Source organism: Peribacillus sp. GL_122 (assembly GCF_057835005.1).
Genome location: NZ_CM174415.1, coordinates 1071480 through 1091840, shown reverse-complemented (window position 1 = coordinate 1091840; position 20361 = coordinate 1071480). Strand labels below are relative to the sequence as shown.

18 protein-coding genes and 1 pseudogene are annotated in these 20361 nt (G+C 37.8%); 3 read left to right on the top strand and 16 right to left on the bottom strand.

Annotated elements, in window-relative coordinates:
* Nucleotides 1-50 precede the first annotated feature (50 nt).
* Genes AC3ISB_RS05230 through uraH form a run of 3 tightly spaced genes read left to right on the top strand, consistent with a single transcriptional unit; the run spans nucleotide 51 to nucleotide 3254 of the window.
* Nucleotides 51-1376: a nucleobase:cation symporter-2 family protein gene (locus tag AC3ISB_RS05230; RefSeq protein ID WP_141993038.1), complete on the top strand. Its 1326-nt coding sequence runs from the start codon at nucleotides 51-53 to the stop codon at nucleotides 1374-1376.
* A 15-nt stretch (nucleotides 1377-1391) separates the two neighbouring features.
* Complete coding sequence (gene pucL, locus AC3ISB_RS05225) at nucleotides 1392-2885, top strand: factor-independent urate hydroxylase (RefSeq protein WP_489275745.1); 1494 nt, start codon at nucleotides 1392-1394, stop codon at nucleotides 2883-2885.
* A 9-nt stretch (nucleotides 2886-2894) separates the two neighbouring features.
* The gene (gene uraH, locus AC3ISB_RS05220; protein WP_141993036.1) at nucleotides 2895-3254 is read left to right on the top strand and encodes a hydroxyisourate hydrolase; all 360 of its coding nucleotides are present in this window, start codon (nucleotides 2895-2897) and stop codon (nucleotides 3252-3254) included.
* A 170-nt stretch (nucleotides 3255-3424) separates the two neighbouring features.
* Here uraH and AC3ISB_RS05215 read toward each other — a convergent pair whose 3' ends face one another.
* From AC3ISB_RS05215 to AC3ISB_RS05140, 16 genes and pseudogenes are all read right to left on the bottom strand, one after another.
* The gene (locus AC3ISB_RS05215) at nucleotides 3425-3565 is read right to left on the bottom strand and encodes a hypothetical protein (RefSeq protein WP_157831099.1); all 141 of its coding nucleotides are present in this window, start codon (nucleotides 3563-3565) and stop codon (nucleotides 3425-3427) included.
* 523 nt (nucleotides 3566-4088) lie between these two features.
* On the bottom strand, nucleotides 4089-4877 hold the full coding sequence (locus AC3ISB_RS05210; protein WP_489276868.1) for a carbon-nitrogen hydrolase: 789 nt from the start codon (nucleotides 4875-4877) through the stop codon (nucleotides 4089-4091).
* Between the two features lie 141 nt (nucleotides 4878-5018).
* Nucleotides 5019-6644, bottom strand: coding sequence for an amidohydrolase (locus tag AC3ISB_RS05205; protein WP_480339912.1), 1626 nt, complete (start codon nucleotides 6642-6644; stop codon nucleotides 5019-5021).
* Nucleotides 6645-6671: 27 nt separating this feature from the next.
* Nucleotides 6672-8027: an APC family permease gene (locus AC3ISB_RS05200; protein ID WP_489275742.1), complete on the bottom strand. Its 1356-nt coding sequence runs from the start codon at nucleotides 8025-8027 to the stop codon at nucleotides 6672-6674.
* Nucleotides 8028-8339: 312 nt separating this feature from the next.
* Complete coding sequence (locus AC3ISB_RS05195) at nucleotides 8340-8741, bottom strand: nitrilase-related carbon-nitrogen hydrolase (protein WP_489276866.1); 402 nt, start codon at nucleotides 8739-8741, stop codon at nucleotides 8340-8342.
* A 171-nt stretch (nucleotides 8742-8912) separates the two neighbouring features.
* On the bottom strand, nucleotides 8913-10256 hold the full coding sequence (locus tag AC3ISB_RS05190; protein WP_489275739.1) for an MFS transporter: 1344 nt from the start codon (nucleotides 10254-10256) through the stop codon (nucleotides 8913-8915).
* A 365-nt stretch (nucleotides 10257-10621) separates the two neighbouring features.
* The gene (locus AC3ISB_RS05185) at nucleotides 10622-11395 is read right to left on the bottom strand and encodes an IclR family transcriptional regulator (RefSeq protein WP_480339910.1); all 774 of its coding nucleotides are present in this window, start codon (nucleotides 11393-11395) and stop codon (nucleotides 10622-10624) included.
* Between the two features lie 179 nt (nucleotides 11396-11574).
* Nucleotides 11575-12036, bottom strand: a complete 462-nt coding sequence (locus AC3ISB_RS05180; protein WP_489275737.1) for a flavin reductase family protein — start codon at nucleotides 12034-12036, stop codon at nucleotides 11575-11577.
* Nucleotides 12036-12920, bottom strand: coding sequence for a hypothetical protein (locus tag AC3ISB_RS05175; RefSeq protein WP_480339908.1), 885 nt, complete (start codon nucleotides 12918-12920; stop codon nucleotides 12036-12038). Before AC3ISB_RS05175 ends, AC3ISB_RS05180 begins: the two co-directional genes overlap by 1 nt.
* Before the next feature lie 462 nt (nucleotides 12921-13382).
* Entirely contained in the window at nucleotides 13383-14099 is a 717-nt protein-coding gene (locus AC3ISB_RS05170; RefSeq protein WP_489275735.1) for a cupin domain-containing protein, read from the bottom strand.
* A gap of 1 nt (nucleotide 14100) precedes the next feature.
* A complete protein-coding gene (locus AC3ISB_RS05165; RefSeq protein WP_489275733.1) occupies nucleotides 14101-14778 on the bottom strand; it encodes a DUF2848 family protein in 678 nt (225 codons plus the stop codon).
* On the bottom strand, nucleotides 14775-15566 hold the full coding sequence (locus tag AC3ISB_RS05160) for a carbon-nitrogen family hydrolase (protein WP_144550616.1): 792 nt from the start codon (nucleotides 15564-15566) through the stop codon (nucleotides 14775-14777). Before AC3ISB_RS05160 ends, AC3ISB_RS05165 begins: the two co-directional genes overlap by 4 nt.
* 29 nt (nucleotides 15567-15595) lie before the next feature.
* On the bottom strand, nucleotides 15596-17062 hold the full coding sequence (locus AC3ISB_RS05155; protein WP_144550614.1) for a 4-hydroxyphenylacetate 3-hydroxylase family protein: 1467 nt from the start codon (nucleotides 17060-17062) through the stop codon (nucleotides 15596-15598).
* A 631-nt stretch (nucleotides 17063-17693) separates the two neighbouring features.
* Nucleotides 17694-18365: a GntR family transcriptional regulator gene (locus AC3ISB_RS05150; RefSeq protein WP_489275730.1), complete on the bottom strand. Its 672-nt coding sequence runs from the start codon at nucleotides 18363-18365 to the stop codon at nucleotides 17694-17696.
* 303 nt (nucleotides 18366-18668) lie between these two features.
* A pseudogene (locus tag AC3ISB_RS05145) lies at nucleotides 18669-19481 on the bottom strand (cation:dicarboxylate symporter family transporter); the annotation flags it as partial.
* Between the two features lie 379 nt (nucleotides 19482-19860).
* On the bottom strand, nucleotides 19861-20340 hold the full coding sequence (locus tag AC3ISB_RS05140) for a RidA family protein (RefSeq protein ID WP_489275728.1): 480 nt from the start codon (nucleotides 20338-20340) through the stop codon (nucleotides 19861-19863).
* Between the last annotated feature and the right edge of the window lie 21 nt (nucleotides 20341-20361).

Below are 20361 nucleotides of genomic sequence, written 5' to 3'. Positions count from 1 at the left end.
CAAAGTTACGTGATATAAAATGACATTATATTAGAGAAGGGAGTTTTTTTATGAATGACAGAATTAACAAGTCCAAAGTCTTCTCGTTAGGTCTTCAGCACGTTCTAGCCATGTATGCCGGTGCCATCTTGGTGCCGATCATCGTCGGAGGGGCATTGGGATTCAATTCCCAACAGCTCGCCTACCTTATTGCCATTGATCTATTGACCTGCGGGATCGCTACATTATTGCAATCTTGGAAAAATAAATACTTTGGCATTGGCCTCCCGATAGTTTTGGGAACTTCTTTCGTTGCAGTCACCCCCATGATATCCATCGGCAGCAATTATGGCATTTCCGCTATCTATGGATCAATCATCGCCGCTGGATTATTCATCATTTTTTTCTCCAACATATTTGGTAAACTGCTTAAATTATTCCCGCCTGTCGTGACCGGTACCGTCGTCATCATCATTGGATTATCCTTAGTGCCCACCGGCATAAAGAATATGGCTGGCGGTTCCGGCAGCAAAGACTTTGGCTCAGCCGAGAACTTGATGCTTTCTTTAGGTGTCCTCGCCGTTATTCTGTTAATCAATCGCTGCTTCACTGGATTCATTCGCTCCATTTCCGTTCTGATTGGCATCATAGCAGGAACGATCGCTTCAACGTTTTTTGGGAAGATGGACTTTTCCACTGTTGCCGAGGCTTCTTGGTTCCATATCCCTGCTCCCTTGTACTTTGGTACACCCACATTTGAAATAGCCCCCATACTTACGATGATGTTGGTTGGCACAGTCATCCTTGTCGAATCCACTGGCGCATTCCTTGCTCTCGGAAAAATAACCGGCAGGGAATTGAGTGAAAAAGATATTGTCAAGGGCTATCGGGCAGAAGGCCTGGCATTCACTTTAGGCGGGATCTTCAATGCCTTTCCTTATAGTACATTCGCCCAGAATGTAGGCCTCGTTCAATTATCCGGTGTGAAAAAAAGAACAATCACCATTGCAGCCGGCTTTATTTTAATCGGGCTTGGACTTGTACCGAAAATTGCGGCACTCGCTACACTCATTCCTACTGCCGTCCTCGGGGGTGCTACAGTCGTCATGTTCGGAATGGTCGTTTCATCAGGAATTAAAATGCTGAATGACGTTGATTTCTCGGATAATGCTAATTTATTGGTCATAGCTTGTTCAGTCTCACTCGGACTTGGAGCCACCGTCGTTCCCGAGTTATTCTCAAGCCTGCCGGAAGCAATCCGTATCGTTGTCGGCGATGGAATCATCACCGGAAGCCTGACAGCCATCATCCTGAATGTGATCTTGACTCCGAGAAGGAAAAAGGCGGCAGATAGTACCATCCCTGATACAGATCAGTTCATGGCAAAAAGTATATAAGAAGGAGCCTTTAAAATGATTACTCTTAAGTCACTAAATGCACTAAGCGAAAAGGAGTTCACGAAGTTCCTTGGTGATACTTTCGAACATTCACCTTGGATTGCAGAAAAGTCGGCAGCCAATAGGCCCTTTTCATCCATAATCAACCTGCATCGATGCATGGTTGAGATTGTAAGCAATTCGTCAAAGGAAGAAAAGTTAACGTTGATCAGGAAGCATCCGAACCTTGGGGACAAAGTTGAAATGAGTGAAGATTCGATTAAGGAACAGCATGGCGCCGGTTTAAAAGACCTTACTGCCGATGAATATGAAAGTTTCATATCATTGAACCGGCAATATCTGAATAAATTCGGCTTTCCATTTATTCTAGCTGTACGCGGCAAAGATAAAAATGACATATATCAATCGATGAAAACAAGGATTCACCATTCTGAAACGGCCGAGTTCGATAAGGCTCTATCTGAAATTCATCAAATTGCCCTATTTCGTTTACAGGATAAAATCAAAATTGGAGGAGAGAATTCAATGGAAAATAAATCAGCCGCACAAACACTTAGCTATGGAAAAGGGAATGTTTTTGCCTATAGAACCTATTCAACTCCTTTAACCGGAATCAAACAAATACCAGAATCCACTTTTTTAGGCAGGGATCATATCATTTTCGGCACCAATGTAAAAGTTTCCGTTGGCGGCTCCTCTTTTCTTCCCTCCTTCACGGAAGGGGACAATTCCATGGTCGTCGCGACAGATTCGATGAAAAACTTCATCCAAAGGCATTTAGCGACATTCGAAGGGGCAACATTAGAAGGATTTGCTTCATATGTGTCAGAGGCCTTCCTGAACAAATATCCACAAATCGATACTGTTAAATTGATTGCCGAAGATATCCCTTTCGAAGCTGTGACTGAAGCAACGAACCCCGTTTTGAAACCGAGTGACCTGGTATTCAAAAAGTCCCGCAACGAACGGGCCAAGGCTGCCGTCGAAATCATCCGCGGGGAAAATGGCAACGAAATCGTTCAGCAAAGCAGTTCCATCCTCGACCTCCAATTAATCAAAGTAAGCGGGAACTCTTTTGTCGGTTTTGTCCGTGATGAATATACGACGCTTCCCGAAGATGGAAATCGTCCGCTTTTCATCTATTTGAATCTCCATTGGGTCTATGAGGATCAAAAGGATGCATTCGGCTTGAATCCTTCTAAATACGTAGCTGCTGAACAGGTAATCGATATTGCTACATCCGTTTTCCATGAAATGGAAACTCCTTCCATCCAAAATCTGATTTATGAAATCGGCTGCCGTATTTTAACTAGATTCCCTCAGCTTCTTGAAGTTACATTCGAATCCCAAAACCACACATGGGATACAGTCGTTTCCGAAATCCCGGAATCCTATGGAAAAGTATATACAGAGCCGCGCCCACCATACGGTTTTCAGGTCTTCACCGTTAATAAAGAAAATCTCGAAAATAACAAAATCCTGGCTGTTGCTGAAGAAAACATCGGTTAAGGAGTATTTATGCCTGGTATAACAACACATATATTGGATTTAATGCATGGCCAGCCGGCCGAAAACGTGACGATTGAATTATACTTTTCCGAATCATCCACAGCTGACTGGCAGCTGCTCAAGACAGCTGTCACAAATACAGACGGGAGGCTCGATGCCCCGCTGCTGAATGCAGAAAACACTAAAATGGGAAACTACGAAATCGTTTTTCATATCGGGGATTACTTCCGGAATAAGTCCATCGAACTTACTGATCCGCCCTTCTTGGACCAGGTACCCGTCCGTTTCGGATTATCTTCCCCATCCTCTCATTATCATGTGCCACTGCTCGTTTCCCCATGGGGCTATCAAGTATATCGGGGAAGTTAAAGAAACTGCCGGAGAAGACCTTCTCCGGCAGTTTCTTGTTTGATTGATTACAGGCTCTTAAACCACATGACAAAACCCCACCTGTTCCCATAGCAACTGGTGGGGTTTCTAACTTGCTTCTACATCTACATCAACCGGGAGGTCCATCTTGTGCAATCACGTCCTTTCTTTCAAACGGCTAATTTACTGTATTCATCCAACTGATCTTTAGTTAAATTTTTGATGAAGCGGTCGAAGTTTATCGACTCGATTTCATACCTTTCACAAATCTTTAAATAACTTTCATAGGCTTTATCCTGAATGTTCATCATCTTGACTCCCCCTTCTGTTATATAACAATAAATTTAACTTATTAATAATATATAACAACCGTATTTTCCCGTCAATGTATTTTTCTGAAAATTCGGTAACATTTTCATTTTCTTAGTATTTCCCACATTGTTCTTCTCTAACCGTCTCACTTAACAAAAAGTAGTACGTTAGGTGTTAAATACCTCCACTTTTTAATTAATGCTTTTTTTTGCTCAAAAAAAGAAGCTGCCTTAAAGACAGCTCCAATCTAAAATCATCCTTATGGAAGTCAAAACTATGCACCGTTGTAAAAGTGGAAAAACAAGCTGAAAAATCCCAAACAGTAAATGTTTTTTGGGGATAGTGCCAGGGAAGAAGTTTCAGGCCAAGTATACCCGATTTTGAGAAGAAGGATTGCGTACAGCCTTATTTACGATGTGGTAAGCGTAAAATAAGATAGCAATCCCTACTTTAAAAACAAATTAGCTTGATGGATATGTGATCTACCTGATAAGAGAAAACACCTGCTTTATTTTTTAATGATTAACTGAACAGCGCTTTGTTCGCTCCCTTTTTTGAAGGAGATGGGGTTGGAAGTATTTCTTTTTGTAAAATAGGGCCGTAAGTATCGACACGACGGTCTCTAAAGAATTGCAGAATTTTTCTAGTCTCTTCTATTTCTTTTAAATCAATTTCTTGCACAATAATTCCTTCTTCATCATCAAGTGAAGCTAAAATATTCCCGAATGTATCGCTAATGAATGAACCACCGTAAAAATTCATGTCCTTTTCCTGGCCCACTCGATTTGTCGCAGCAACAAATACACCATTCGAAATGCCATGAGCGGAAATTGCCTTTTCCCAGGATGATCTTGTCGATATCTCGGGATGATCTGGCTCTGAACCAATAGCGGAAGGATAGAATAATATCTCTGCACCTTGTAAGCTCAAAATTCGGGCAACTTCTGGATACCACTCGTCCCAACAAATCCCCACTCCTATTTTTCCATAAGCCGTTTCATAGACAGGATACCCAGTATTGCCTGGAACGAAATAATATTTTTCATGATACTGGGGACCATCCGGAATATGATTTTTTCTTGTAATCCCTAAACATTCTCCATCAGCATCAAATACAGCTGCACTATTAAAATAAATACCAGCACCTGCTCTTTCGTAAAAAGGTACAATCAAGACAATTGCTAATTCCTTTGCTAATTCACCCATTTCGGCTAATGTACCGCTATCTACATCTTCAGCTAAATCATAATTTTTCACACTGACCGTTTGCGGAAAATATTGCGAAGAAAATAATTCCTGTAAGCAAACGATTTGTGCACCTTTATTTACTGTTACTTTTATTTTCTCTATCGTTTTTGAATATTTTGCTCAATGAATTCTCCACAATGAATTTGGATAAGACCAACTTTTACTTTTGACATCTTCTCACTACCTCACTTTTATTTTTTTATCTTATACAGTTTGGACGACCGGGTTTTCATATACGATCTTTCCATCCATGATCGTCATCTTCACTTCTGTTTCAAGAATTTCCTCTGTTGATATGCTAAATAAATTTTTATTTAATACAGCGATATCCGCTATCTTCCCTGCTTCCAATGTACCTAATTCATTTTCTCTAAATGACCCGTATGCCGGTATGGCCGTGTAGTATTTTAACGCTTGTGCCAATGTTACTCCTTCCGACTCTTGCCACGCCTTCCCGATTAAATCTTTTCTGGTGATTGCCTGATAAATACCCATCATAGGATTTAGGGGCACTACAGGAAAATCTGTACCAAAGGCAATTTTAGCACCAGTATCCACTAGTGTTTTGATAGGATAATAGAGAGGTTGTTGTTTTTCACTGATTCTGGCTGTATACGCCTCACTTTCCATTAATTCAATGTGTTTAGGTTGAAAGGAAGCGATCACATCCAATTCCCTAAAGCGATGAACATCATCAGGATGCAATACCTCCACATGTTCAATGACATGTCTAGCGTCTCTTTCTCCATTTACGTTTCTCGCTTCTTCAAATGCATCCAATGCTAAGCGGACTGCACCGTTTCCAATAGCATGGAAACGAATTTGAAAATTTTCCTTATCTGCCTTTTTTACTAATTGTTTAATTGTTTCAGCTGGATAAGTCGTTCCGCCTTTTGTATCTGGACGGTCTTTGTAATGATCCAATAAAAAAGCAGTATGACTTGTCACAACACCATCTATAAATTGTTTTAATCCAGAAAAGGTGAGCTTGTCTGACTGATAATTTGTTTGTAATTCCTTTGCGATAGCTAAATCCATTTTTAACTCCGGCGAAAAGTGAATTCTGGTTGTAAGTAACCCTTCTCTCTCAAATTCCTTAAAAATTTCAAGGTCGTCTAATGGATTTGGCGCAATTTTAGCTCCGTATAAGTCATTAACGGATGTGATTCCCAATCTTTTTGTTTCATTAAGAAAACCTTGGAATAGGCTTACACGTTTATCTTTCGGTAATTTGTATGCATGTTCCGATGCATACCCAATTGCCTGTTCAAATAGAAGGCCTGTCAGTTCCCCATTTTCATCTTTTCCAATTTCTCCATATTCCGGATCTGGGGTGTCCTTCGTTAAGTGAATCATTTCCATTGCTTTACTATTGATCCATGCGTAATGCACTTCTGCATTGAATAATAAAACAGGGCGATCACTAATATATTTATCTAGTGTTGTTCTATGTGGCAACACTTTGTTCTTCCAATTGGTATGATCCCAACCGACACCAAATATCCACTCATCATTTGGTCTCGTTTCTGCAAATTCACCTACTATTTTGGCTGCATCCTCTTCTGAATCTGCATCAAATAATTTGGCACTGTCCTTCTGTAAAATGCTTCCCATCATAATGTGCATATGAAAATCATGAAATCCCGGAATAATTAGTCCGTCTTCCATGTCATACACTTTTGTTTGATTTCCAAGGAATGACATTATATCTTCTTTAGAACCGATTTTAATAATTTTATTATCTTTAATAGCGATAGCTGCTTTTATTGGCTCATCTTGTAACCCAGTGAATACATGTTGACCAGAAAGAATGATGTCTGCACTTACCATTTTTATCCTCCTTAATGAATATAGCTTTTATGCTTGAATTTCTTTTTCAATCGCACTATCAATAGAAAGCTCTGGTGGCCGTTCACTAAACATTTTCGTATTAGAAAGGAGCATGATGAAACCAACTCCAAACCATCCCAGTCCAAGTAAAAGTGCCTTTGAATCAAGACTGGTCCATAACCAAATTGTGAAACCAGTACCAATCAGCGGCAATATTAGGTACTTTAGTGTGTTAATTCCGTTTCGCTGTTTTTCTTTAATAAAATAATGGGAAATAACCGAAAGATTAACAAATGTAAATGCAACGAGCGCCCCAAAGTTAATAAAGGATGATGCTGTCACTAAATCAATAAATAACGCAGATAAAGCAAAAATGCCCACTAAGATGATGTTGTGTGTTGGAGTTTGAAATTTTGGATGAATATGACCAAAAATTCTCTTTGGAAGAACCCCATCTCTCCCCATCGCATACAAAAGTCGCGAAACACTTGCATGAGCTGATAAACCAGACGCCAGCCCCCCGGTAATATAACCTGCTAGAAAAATAGATTGAAATAAATTACCCCCGATGAACATAGCAATTTCCAAGGAAGCGGAATCTGGATCTTTAAAAGCTTGGAAATTTGGGTAAACAAGGTAACTGATGTATGAGATGGTGACAAACAGACCTCCCCCTATTAACGCAACGAGGAAAATAGCCTTTGGAATTATTTTTTTCGGATTAATGGTTTCCTCCGAAAATGTAGTAACAGCATCAAATCCTAAAAATGATAAACATAAAATGGAAGATCCTGCTAATACTAAAGATAGCGGTATCTCTCCATTCACAAATGGAGAACTCATGAATAATGTTCCTGAACCCATTCCGTTAAGTAACCCTTTAATTGAGAGGAATGTAAATATAACTATTATTAAGAATTGACAGGCAACTAATAAAAGATTTATTTTTGTTGCTATTTTCACTCCAATTATATTTACAATGGTGATTAAAATTACAAAGGCGATTAACCAGACGGAAAAAGGAACGGATGGAAAATATGCGTTTAAGTAAATAGCGATTAGTAATCCATTGATCATTGGCAAAAATAAATAGTCCAATAGTATAACCCAGCCTACTAAGAATCCAAGGTGAGGATTAAAAGCCTTTTGAGTAAATGTATACGCAGAACCAGCAACAGGGTAGGCCTTAACCATTTGACCATAACTATAGGCTGTAAATAACATACCAACCAAAGCTATAATATAAGCAGCTGGCACCATCCCTTTCGTTATTTCCGCAACCACCCCATAAGTAGAAAAAACTGTTGTAGGTGCCATATAAGCCACCCCAAATAGCACTAAAGGAAATACTGTTAACGTACGTCTTAATTTTGCATTCTCCATGTATCACTCCACCCTTATTCGTGATTAATTAACTAATATGCAACTACCATACCAAGCGGAGATTGATTATTTCGCGATTTAATTATTGATATATTCCCAATAATTACAATATACAGATTATTTAATAGATTAATAGTTTTATGCAATCTTACATCAATTATTTAAGATTGCATAATTAATCGTTAGAGACGAAGATGTCTCACCGCGTATTCTGGTTGATCCGAATCTCAAGATTGTTTAGGATTGCCATTAATACTCATTGCGACACGTTTCCATTGGAATTCATGCCTCTAAGAAATGCGGTTCAAACTATTAGATTTTAATTTGCCGAATTCCCTTTCCAATCTCCTTTGAAGATGTATTAAATGGAACCCTGCGCTCTTTCAAATAGTGATATTGTTGTCTACTCTCATGAACAAGCGACAAGTCTATCGATGCTGATAACACCTCTTCTTCACGTCCCGCTTCAGCAATTACCCTTCCATATGGATCAACAACAACGCTCTCTCCACAAAACGCAGTTTCCTCTTGCTGTCCAACTCGATTTGCCATAGCGACAAACATTTGATTCTCTTGTTCTCTGGCTTTAATGGCAAGGCGGTGTACCGGACCATCCCAATTTCCATCTGTCAACACCAATAGCTCTGTTCCCATACTGGCAACTGCACGTGCTGATTCTGGAAATTCTATATCGTAGCAAATGAGCAGTCCGATGTTTGTTCCTTGCCAGCTGCAGCTCCCTAGCCGCTACCAACGTAAAGAAATTCGTCTTCCCAACCCAAACCATTCCGCCCAACTTCGGCCTTCACCAACTGTGTAAACGCTACCATTTTTAAAGATAAATCGGCCATTTGAATCGAGTCCCTCTTAGAAAAAGACAATCCATTACCCGATTATTTGGTTTTCTTTATCCTTTCCGTCCATCGTCCCATTTTCAGAGAAAGGAATGCTTGTACTTTGACTATTTCGGACAAATAATACGGAGATAAGAGATGCGATACAAAGAAATACTAAAAATAATGCTAGTGGAATCCAAGAATTATTGTAAGCGCCGACTAATATTGTCGCAATCATTGGAGCAGTTCCACCAAATAATGCAGAGCCTGTTTGATAACCAAGTGTTATTCCTGTATAGCCAACATTCGTACTAAACATTTCAGTAAACATTGTACCAATAGTCGCCGCAATTGGAGGCCATAGAATTCCTAAGCCTACTATTGAAATAACGTATAACCAAGGAGTAGATTGTAAGGAAAATAAATAAAAGTATGGAAAGGCAAAAAGAGTTATTCCGATTGTGCCAATAAGAAAAACACGTTTACGGCCAATTTTATCAGATAACCTTCCCATAAATGGCATGCAAATTGCTGTAACAATTGTTGCTGCAGTAACTACATTTAAAGCTGTAGTCCTCGAAAAGCCTTGTGTTTCCGTAGCATATGATATGAAAAATGTGGAAAATAAGTAGAATGGGCCCACTTCAACACATTTTGCACCTAAAGAAATTAATACCGCTTTCCAATGATATCGCAATGTATCAATGAGTGGGATTTTTACGACATTTCCTTTTTCTTTCTCTTCCTTGAATGCCGAAGTTTCCTCAATCCCTTTTCGTATCCAAATACCGATAACAACCAAAATGGCACTTAGGATAAACGGCACTCTCCATCCCCATGATAGAAATTGGGATTCAGGAAGTAAACTCATTAATGAAATCGAGAATGTCCCAAGTAACATCCCAAGAGGGATTCCCATTGCGGGAAAACTTCCAAAAAAGCCACGTCTTTCTTTAGGTGCAGATTCAACCGCTAAGAGGATTGCCCCTCCCCATTCTCCACCAAGTCCAATACCTTGAACGAGACGAAAAAAAACAAGAAGGATTGGTGCCCAAAGCCCTATCATGTTATATGTTGGAAGGAGTCCAATACATACTGTAGAAACTCCCATTAATAAAAGTGAAAGCACGAGAGTATTTTTCCTGCCAAACTTGTCTCCCAAATGACTAAAAACAAGACCGCCAAGAGGTCGTATAAAAAAAGTAATCCCAAATGATGCATAAGCAAGCAATAAACTTACAAACGGATCGTCACTAGGAAAATACAATTTATTAAATACAAGTGCAGCAACGGTTCCATAAAGAAAGAAATCATAAAATTCAATAGTACTACCAAGTAAACTCGCAAATAATATCTCTTTTGATTTCTTGTCCAGTTTCTTTTTCCCACTCAATTGACACACCTCCGAATTAGTTACATTTCTGGATGTGATTTCTTAGATGTTGAAGAATTATCAAGATGGCCTGCTGATAATTCTTCCCATTTTCCTTAATAGAAGGTAAAAGGTGCAACATCATTAATAACGAAATAGGTTATTCCCCCGATAAAGAGAGTCTGATCCTTACCTATAGTATTGCTTCTCATCCGTAATCATCTTGAACATGCAATTAATGAGCTTTTAATTCCATAGGTATTATGTATAATGTATTGTGTATACACAATACATTATAGAAATACCTTCAAAAAGACAATAATCGTTCTGCTGCAAAAGCTTAAAGACAATCGCAATTTGTTCTCAACCGAGGACATATTGATATATCAGCCTAAGCAAAGATGTTTATCGGTATATCCAAATTTCTGTGAAATCTCGAGTGCTGCACTCTTAACCTTTTCAACTAATGGAAGCAACAACTCCTCTTGGTAATTCACCTCAAGACCTGCAACACTAATGCCCGCTATGATATAACCTTTGTAATCAAAAATAGGAGCGGCTACCGCAGATATATAATTTTCAAGTTCTGAGTGACTGACCGTAAATCCCGTTTTTTGAGATTCTTCTAGAAGAATACGAAGTCCCTCTTTAACTGTAATCGTTCCAGATGCGATCGACTTCAGTTCGGTTTGCTCTAAATATCGTTCCTGCTCATCATGTGGCTGAAAAGCGAGAATAACACGTGAACACGCACCGGCATAAAGCGGCATTCTCCGGCCGATTGTCGTATAATGCCTTACTTGCTGTTTTTCATCCAGCTTTTCGATGCAGATTGCCTCTTTGCCATCTTGAACGATGAGATTAACAGCTTCCCCTACCTTATCATGAAGTTTTTGCATAATCGGCAGAGCTACTTTTCGAATATCGAACCGTTCAGCTACTAAATGGCCAAACTGAAGAAATAACAGCCCAAGTGAATATTTGCCATCTCTATCTTTATCGAGAAGACCCATTTCTTCAAGTGACATTACCATTCGAAAAACAGATGTTTTCGGTATCCCTGAAAAATGTACGATTTCATTAAGACTTAGCTTTGAATGAGTTAAGAAAAGAGTAAGGATATCCATTGATCTGACGACTGTCTTATTTTTGCTCTGCATGAGTTTCCCCTCCTTAACAAAACAAAAGCGCTTTTTCAAGAAAGCTATACGGTCTTTTAAAATAATATGGAAAAGGATCATCCTGATAATAAGAGACCAGTACGTTCAACATTGGAATTCAAATCTTTTCAATACAACTTTAACTATCAAACTTAAACAAAAATCCTGCCATAAACAGTTTAGTTGAGTATTTTACCATATTTCCCATCATAGAAGGCTAGTGATGCTCCTTCGCTAATGACGATATCAGTTACTTCTCCAATAAAGAGTATATGGTCTCCAGCTATTTGTTTACTATGGACCTTACATACGATGTTTGCTAAAGCATTTTTTATTACTGGCAGTTCATTTACCCAGCCAAATTTAATCTGGCGGTTTTCTTTAATCTGCCCCGCAAAATGCATGGATAACTCTTTTTGAGCATCAGACAATATATTTACAGCAAATTTTCCAGACTCATTAATTTTATCTAGCATTTTAGCTTTTTCGCCTATAGATATTAAGACCAATCTTGGATTAAGGGAAACTGACATAAATGCATTCGCCGTCATACCGTGTGCTTCATCTTCTATAAGTGATGTAATGACTGTTACTCCTGTAGCAAATTTCCCCATCGCATTTCTAAAATTTCTATCATCCATCAGTTTGTAACCTCCTTAAAATTTGAACTATACTGAGACATTGACTCAAAAGGTATCTGTTTTAAGAATTTAACTGTCAATTCTTCCACAACACCCCCCTTCAGCCCTTCTGTAATTTGACCGCTTATTTCATCATTTCTATTGCTGGACCCATATCTTATAAATAACCCATGACAAGTTTTGTTCTCGCTTTTGATTTCTACACTGTATACACCTGGTTTTGGCAGGATATACTTATTTTCAATATAGATCTCCATATTTTTCTCATTCTCATGTTTATGTCTATTTGAACTATAAACGACCCCTTTAATTTCAAAATGATGTCCCAAATAGTACGGAACAAGGTGGACATCTCCATCCCTTACTATTTTTCTAATTAAAGTTGAACTTATTTTTTCGTCATTATGTACCTGTTTTGAAATGACGCTTACATCAAAGGGGTTATTTTTGCTCACATTTTGCAAATAATCAACCGTACCCTGGGCTTTATTACCAAAGGTAAAATCAAATCCTACCACTAAGTGTTTAGCTTGAAGACCTAAAACATATTGTTTAATAAAATCAGATGGCTGAAGGGAAGCAAATGATAAATTAAACTTTATGACAAAGAGTTTATCCACTCCAATAGCAGCCATTCTTTCAATCTTTAAAGCTAGAGGAGTTAAATATCTCAAATCTTTCTCCAATTTGATTACTTCATTTGGATGTGGATCGAAGGTCATCGCCGTGAATTTAAGATTGTTCTTTTCGGCTATTTTCTTGGTTTGCATTAAAAGTGATTGATGACCTAAATGAACACCGTCAAAAAAACCTAATGCCATTACGTGAGGCTCCCTTGGATTTATGGATCCCTTTAGTGGATGTGTTAAATGGAAAACTTCCAACTTGCTTCACCTTCTCCGTCATCAAGATAATAATTTTTGTCAAAGGGGAAAAAATTGTGTTGTCGATTTAATTAATGTAATACTGGACTTCAAAAACCTTGCATCCGTTTGGTAAACAAGGACCAAGTTTCGTACCCGGTGGACGGGTATCACCCATTCATGTGGTACATTTTCCAAGTCAACTATTTAACTTTCCAATAATCTTGAATGTGCACTCATTGTTTGACGATTATAGGTTTCTGTGTAATGAATTGTGTATACATAATTCATTACACAGAAAATTCAGATACTTTCTTCCTGAGATAATCCAATTATCAATTTTAGCAATCAGAACTTGGTTCCTGAGTAAGAATGTATCGGGGATAAAAGGCTCCTCGTTGTTTGATGTCACGAGAAGCCATTTGATAGATAACCATATTCGTATAGAAATGCAGGAGCTTATTCGTTTCAAAACATATCTGTTTATTGTTCCTTGGAGTAGTAACGGACCTCGAAAATCTTACAGCCATCTGGCGATTTCCATGGTCCATGCTCCATCCCAGGAGGACGGCAAGCAACCATTCCTGCTGTAAATTCCTCATTTAGACGTAAATCGATCAAGGATCCTTCAATAATATATAATTCTTCCCAAAAATCATGGACTTGTACTCCATTAGGAGAAGTATCTGTCCCTGGACCGTTATGAAGAATTCTTGTAGCGACTCCTGTAGTAGGGTCAGAAGCAATGATTCTTTCAGTAAGGCTCTTAACCTTACTAAAAGGCTGCGCTTCAAAAGTGTTATGATCGACAAATTCATGTTCTTCTTTTTTCTGATCTGCATAATAGCGAACTTCAAAAATCCTGCAACCATTAGGTGATTTCCATGGTCCATGCTCCATCCCAGGAGGACGGCAAGCAACCATTCCTGCTGTAAATTCCTCATTTAGACGTAAATCAATCAAGGATCCTTCAATAATATATAATTCTTCCCAAAAATCATGGACTTGTACTCCATCTGGGGATGTATCAGTACCTGCCTCTAGTTCAAGAATGCGAGTTGCTACATTAGTATCTGGAATCTGCGCAATAATTCGTTGGGATGCACCTTCTACAGTTTTTGAAGGAACAGCCTCAAAGGTTTTATACTCAATAAATTCAATTTCTGGTTTTCTAACAATTTTCATTTCTGATTTTTCCATGTCATACTACCTCCGCATCCATTAAAATATGAACCTGATAATTTAATTGAATTTTGTTATCTGTTAAACGATCATATAATTCTGCTGAAAATGCTTCCCCAAAAATAAATTCACCATTTTTAATCGGTAATGTTCCGCAAAACACAATCATATCCTCACTATCATATCCACGCTCCTCTATGATTTTGAGCAATTCTTTAGGTTGCAGGAATTCTCCCAGTTTGCCTGTTTGGTACTCTTTTTTCACCCCTTCTACAACCATCCAGCTTCTCATTTCAATGTCATCCCATCGATCTTTTACATCATCCAAGGACCAAAATTGTGTTGAAATGGGCTTGCTGCATACTTGTTTGGATTTCTGAATAGACACTTTTTCAAGCCCGCGGTCGGTGTGATCACTACCTAGTCCTAAATACCATTTCCCTTCAATTTTCATGATGACCACTTCCGCTTCTCCGCTGCTGCTTTCTTGTATAACTGAAATTGACTTATTTGTCGTAATAAGATTTGTTGAAAGATCGTAAATCATCGGGACTTGTGGAGGAGCTGGAACGCCGATCTCCTTCAATTCATCAATATGTTTTTTTACAGATTCCTGGTCTTTCCCCGTATAGCCAGCAATAAGTAATCGTTTAGGGTCTGCGACAATATTTCTTCCACAAACATTAATATTTATCAACTGAATTCCTCCTGTCCATCTAAGACTCGGTGCTTCAAATTAGGGAATACATCACGAATTTTAGTAACCTGAGATGGATCAATCTCTGTTTTTACAATCGTTTCTTCATCTCCTCCAGCAGCCACAACAATCCCCCATGGATCAACAACTTGACTATGACCAGCTAAAAGGACGTCATTAGTATTCCCAACACAATTACTCGAAATCAAGAAACACTGGTTTTCCAATGCTCGAACTGAATTGAATAATTTCCAATGCTCCAGCCTTCTATGTGGCCAAGCGGATGTAACAAGAAGTAATTCTGCTCCTAAATCCACTTCTGCACGGTACAATTCAGGAAATCGCAAATCATAGCAAGTTGATAAGCCTACTTTCCCGAATTCTGTATCCACTACAGTTGTTTCATTTCCTCTCGTCAATATTTGCCCTTCTTTTGAACCATAACGAAATAAATGCATTTTTCGATAGGTTCCTATAAGGGTCCCATCTGGAGAAAATAGAACACTTGTGTTGTAGTATTTTCCATTATTTTTTTCTATAAAACTACCTGCAAATATATATGAATGAACTTCTTTGGCCTTTGAGGAGAAACGTTGTACAAAGTTCCCATTCAACTCTTCCGATTCGTCAATATAACGATCAAAAGAAAAGTACCCCGTTGCCCACGTTTCTGGTAAAACTATTAAATCTTGTCCTTTTAATCCGTCAATCATTGACTCCACACGATCTATGCGAGCATTTTTAGATTCACTATCTTTAATCTCCAATTGTATTGATGCAATTTTCATTTTTTCAACCATCCTTTTATTTATATTTCTTATATTAGTTCCTTCACCTGAGTGGGAAGAGAATAGCTTTCTAAAAATTTATCCACCATTTGAACCGGCTCATCATAGCCGTAATTTCTAAATGAAAAGCCTTTCGTGACGAAAGGTGCACCATTATAGAACAATTCATACTGTTGATGTCTACCACCGAATTCTGAACCGATGATATCCCATACTAACTTAAATAATTTAACTTTCTCCTCAGCTCCAACTCCCGTAGAACGTATATATTGATACATATCATCTTTCGTTTCAGGATTGATGAGTTCTTTATATGAAGATGGTAATTGTAAAACACCTCCACCGCATAACTCCCTTAAAATTTTTATAGTGGAAGCATAAATAGTTTCCTGTTGACCTACTACACCATAAAGAAAACGTGGATTCGGTCGTGCCACACCGTTTTTGTCGATGATACAATTATATTCAGAAGCTAAAAGATTACCTTCCACAGAAGCCGCAATAGAAGCAAGTTCCCCTAACTTCTCTTGGACTGAAGGGATTTTATCAATTCCATTCATCGCAGAAACTTTTCGAGCAGCACCAATCAAAAATTTCAATTTATTGCTAAATCTTATTTGCGCTTGATTATTGCCTAATATGTGAGCTGGTGTTTCATGGAACTGAGCTCTCACGATGTCAATATTTTTGTAAACAAAAATATCTTTCCAAGGAATAAATACATCGTCAAAAACAACTAATGAATCACTTTCATCAAAACGAGAGGATAGTGGGTAATCAAATGTGCTTGGTGATTTTTCAGCATAACCAGGCCTTGCATAAAATTTTAAGCCTTTTGCATGAATCGGTAGTACAAAAGACAAAGCATAATCTTCATCCCCAGGTCTGAGTGGTGTAAGGCAACTTACAAATAAGTAATCTGATACTGCTGATGCAGTACCGAGCATCTGGGAACCTCGAACAATAATTCCATCCTCTCTTTCTTCGTACACTCCAACTGGGAGAAATTTATCTTCCTGCTCATGAGCTGCTTTACTTCGATCAATTTGTGGTGGAATAATAACGTATGTTACATATAGATCCCCATCTCGCACATGTTTATAAAAATTCAAAACATTATTCCCATAACCTTCTCCTCCACGATCAAACACTTCGGGTGAACTGGCAAAGGCAGCCAAAAAGCTGGCGACATGATCAGGGCTTCTTCCGACAAAACCACAAGTTGTTTCAGACCATTTAGAAATCGCCAATCTTCTCTCTTTAAGTTCTTCCCGACTCCTTGGAATCATATAAATTTTATTTGCCAGTGTACCGTCCTCAGTTTTGTATGTCATATTCTGAGATTCATCTGATGCTAAATCGTATAATCCTGCAATGGTATCTGTAATTCCTGTAAAAGCTGGGTGGGTCGTCACATCCTGTACTCGTTCCCCATTTATGTAGATCGCTCTATCATCTTTCAATGTCTGTAAATATTCTTTACCTGTTCTAACCATACCTGATTCCTCCCATATGTTTGAATAAGTACATGTTTTAAAAACAAGAAACAATTTAACAGCTTATCAGCGAACCTTAATTGTATTATGTGTTGTGTATTATGTGTTGTGTATACATTAAAGGTTTTGTATTTCCAATCATGTAATTAAGGTAATGTCATTACATATTAAATTTCATGTTCATATCCTTTACTCTTTTACCTTAGAACATTAACAACTTGTTCTATTTCTTCTTGATGGTGCTAACTTAAGCGTTTTAATGAATTGTGATTTACGCTCCATAAAACAAAAAGTCATGAATCTTTTCCACTACTACTTCAATAACATAGAAATTTCCAACGAGACATCAGGTAAACGCTTTCAATTCCAATAAACTATAGACTTACCTCTGACAGATCTCTCATTGTTTCAACAATAAGACTATTTATAGCAAAAACTCAGGAAAAGGCCTTCGAAAGAATTTTCCCAAGGCTTTTGCTATAAACGTGACAAAAGACTTGGTTTGATCTTGCAGTATATCTTCTATTTCATAGGCTGAAGTTGATTCTAAACCCTTATTTTTTGTCCCTAGAGATGTAGTAACCTACCTTTTACCAGGAGCAATCCCCCCCTTCAAGCATTTGATAGAAAATCAGGAATTATCAACAATAATTAATGTTTCTTTTGTTTTTTCTAAATGATTTAAAATCGCCTGTGAAGCTAGTTCGGGATTTTTTTCTTCTAAAGCCTGGATAATCTGATTATGTTCCATCAAAACTTTCTTCATTCTCCCATGTTTACTGACTGCTTTTAGACCCATAAGCTGAGTAAGGTTATGCAGATTGTTCAAGACTTGCTCTATTATGGTGAAGTTCGCTAGTCTTGTCAGCGAGAGATGAAACTCATGGTCTAGACTTATAAAACTAATGGCATCATCATTTTGCAATGCTTCTTCTTGTTGCTTCAGAATTAATTTAAGTAACCTCAGTTGTTCAGGTGATGTAATTTCTTTTGTTAGCTTTTTCACCGATTCAACTTCAATAGCACTTCTTAGTAAAAAGATTTCATCCTGTTCCTCTGGTGTAATCTTTCTTACCGTTAATCCCTTCCTTGGAATAGAAACAAGTAATCCTTCCTTCACCAAATCTTGAATAGCTGCCCTAACCGGCGTTCTTGAAGTATTTAACCTTTCCGCTAATTGAACTTCTGTAAATATTTCATCACCGGTAATACCACCAAATAAAATCGCTTTTTTAATTTGCTTATAAACTTTATCTTGTGTTGTTCTTTCCTTTTCGATTGGTTTTAAATGGATTCCTGCCATGTTAATCCGTCCTTTTTGATGAGTCTTTTCAATATGAATAATTGGAATCAATATGATTGGTTAAAACTCAATATTTGTTATGTATACATAATACATAACACTCAAAACATAAGTCAATAATATTTTTTATATTTTTCTGAATTTTACAAACCATCCTATATCAAGAATCATACTTTAAAAGGCCGCCAATTGACGGCCATCAATTAATACAAATAACCTTGATAAATAAATAGAAAGAGCATGCTTTGAAAAAGATTGATCAAAACATGCTCTTAACATATTCAATTGAATGATACTTTTATATTCAGAACTAGCAGTAGAGAACACAAGGATTAATTCGTCCTTAAGAAATTTTAGCATCTTAATAAAATCAACTTTAAATAGCTTTGCTACTAAACCCAAACAAACTATAACAAAGAAGAACATGGCTCCATAAGTAACAAGAATCAATTTCCCCAAGGGGATAAGTGAACTGATACCAAATTTAGAAACAGTTACACCTATTAATCCAAAAACTCCAAATGGGGCTACTTTCATGACAAGACCCACTACATGAAACATTGCATGCGAAACACTTGTAAAGAAATGTAATACTGGTTCTCCTTTTTCACCGATAGCTGCGACTCCTAATCCAAATAATAAAGAAAAGAAGATAATAGATAATAACTGTCCGTTTGCCATAGCATCAAAAATATTGGTAGGAACTATATTAATTATAAAGTCTAAATGTCCACCTTGTTCAATTGTCTTTTCGGTTTCTACATAGCTTGAAATATCGCCTTTTGTAAGTTCGCTTAAATTGATGCCCGTCCCAGGCTGAAAGATGTTTGCAAAAAGGATTCCGAAAACTATGGACAAAGTGGTAATGATTTCAAAGTAGAGTATGGTTTTAAAACCAAGGCTTCCAAGCTTTTTCGCATCACCAAATCCAGCAACCCCAACAATAATACTAGAAATAACAATGGGAACAACAACCATTTTAATTAAGTGGAGAAAGATATCACCTAAAGGTTTTAAATACGTTTCAACTCCAGGATTTTTATAGAAAACAGCACCTACAATAATACCCGAAAGAAGACCAGTTAAGATCTGGAGTGGCAATCCGAATTTTTTCATTTTATTTTTTCCTCCCATTCCTACTCACTCGTATAGGGAACACTGAAACGACTGAACGAGAAATACAGATCCCGCCCAAACTCCTGCACTGATTTTTTTATGAAAATTTGCTATCCGCCCTTTCTTACCACAATATAAATAGGGGGTGTATGCCCCTATTTATATTCCATCCCCGTTAATCCTCTATTTGCTTAGCCGAACCAATCTTCTTCATAACTACTTTTCCATAGTAATTAAACACTTTTTCATCATTTCTCTAGTGAGTTGGTAAGCTCCGCTAGCTTTCTTCTTAAATTTAACCGGACCGGAATCTGTTAATTCCGTTCCTAATATGTTGAGTTTTCAATTAAATGATTTCTCGAACTCATCGTGTAGAACGTCACGAATCTCTTAATGCAATCAACAACTCAGTCTCAATAGTTGCATTTCCAGGTAACGACTGGACTCCAATCGCACTTCTTGTATGCTGTCCTTTTTCACCAAAAACATCAATCAAGAGACTTGAGGCAGCATCAAGGATTTTTGGCATGTCCGGAAAGCTACCGACACAATTTACATAACCTACCAATTTAATGATCTGATCTACCTGATCTAGATTCACAATATGATTTCGTACAATACTAAGATGATTTATAGTACATAATTGAGCTGCTTGTTGGGCATCCTCAATCGTTACTTGTTCTCCCAATTTTCCAGTCAGCATAAGTTGACCATTCATCTTACAAGTAACTCCACTCAGATACAATAAATTCCCATATTTTTTTGCAAGGACATAATTACCTGCACTTTTCACCTGTTGAGGAAGGGTAAAACCTAACTCTTCTAATCTTTGCTCTATCTGACCTTTAGCCAAATTCATCTTCCCACCTCATTCAATACT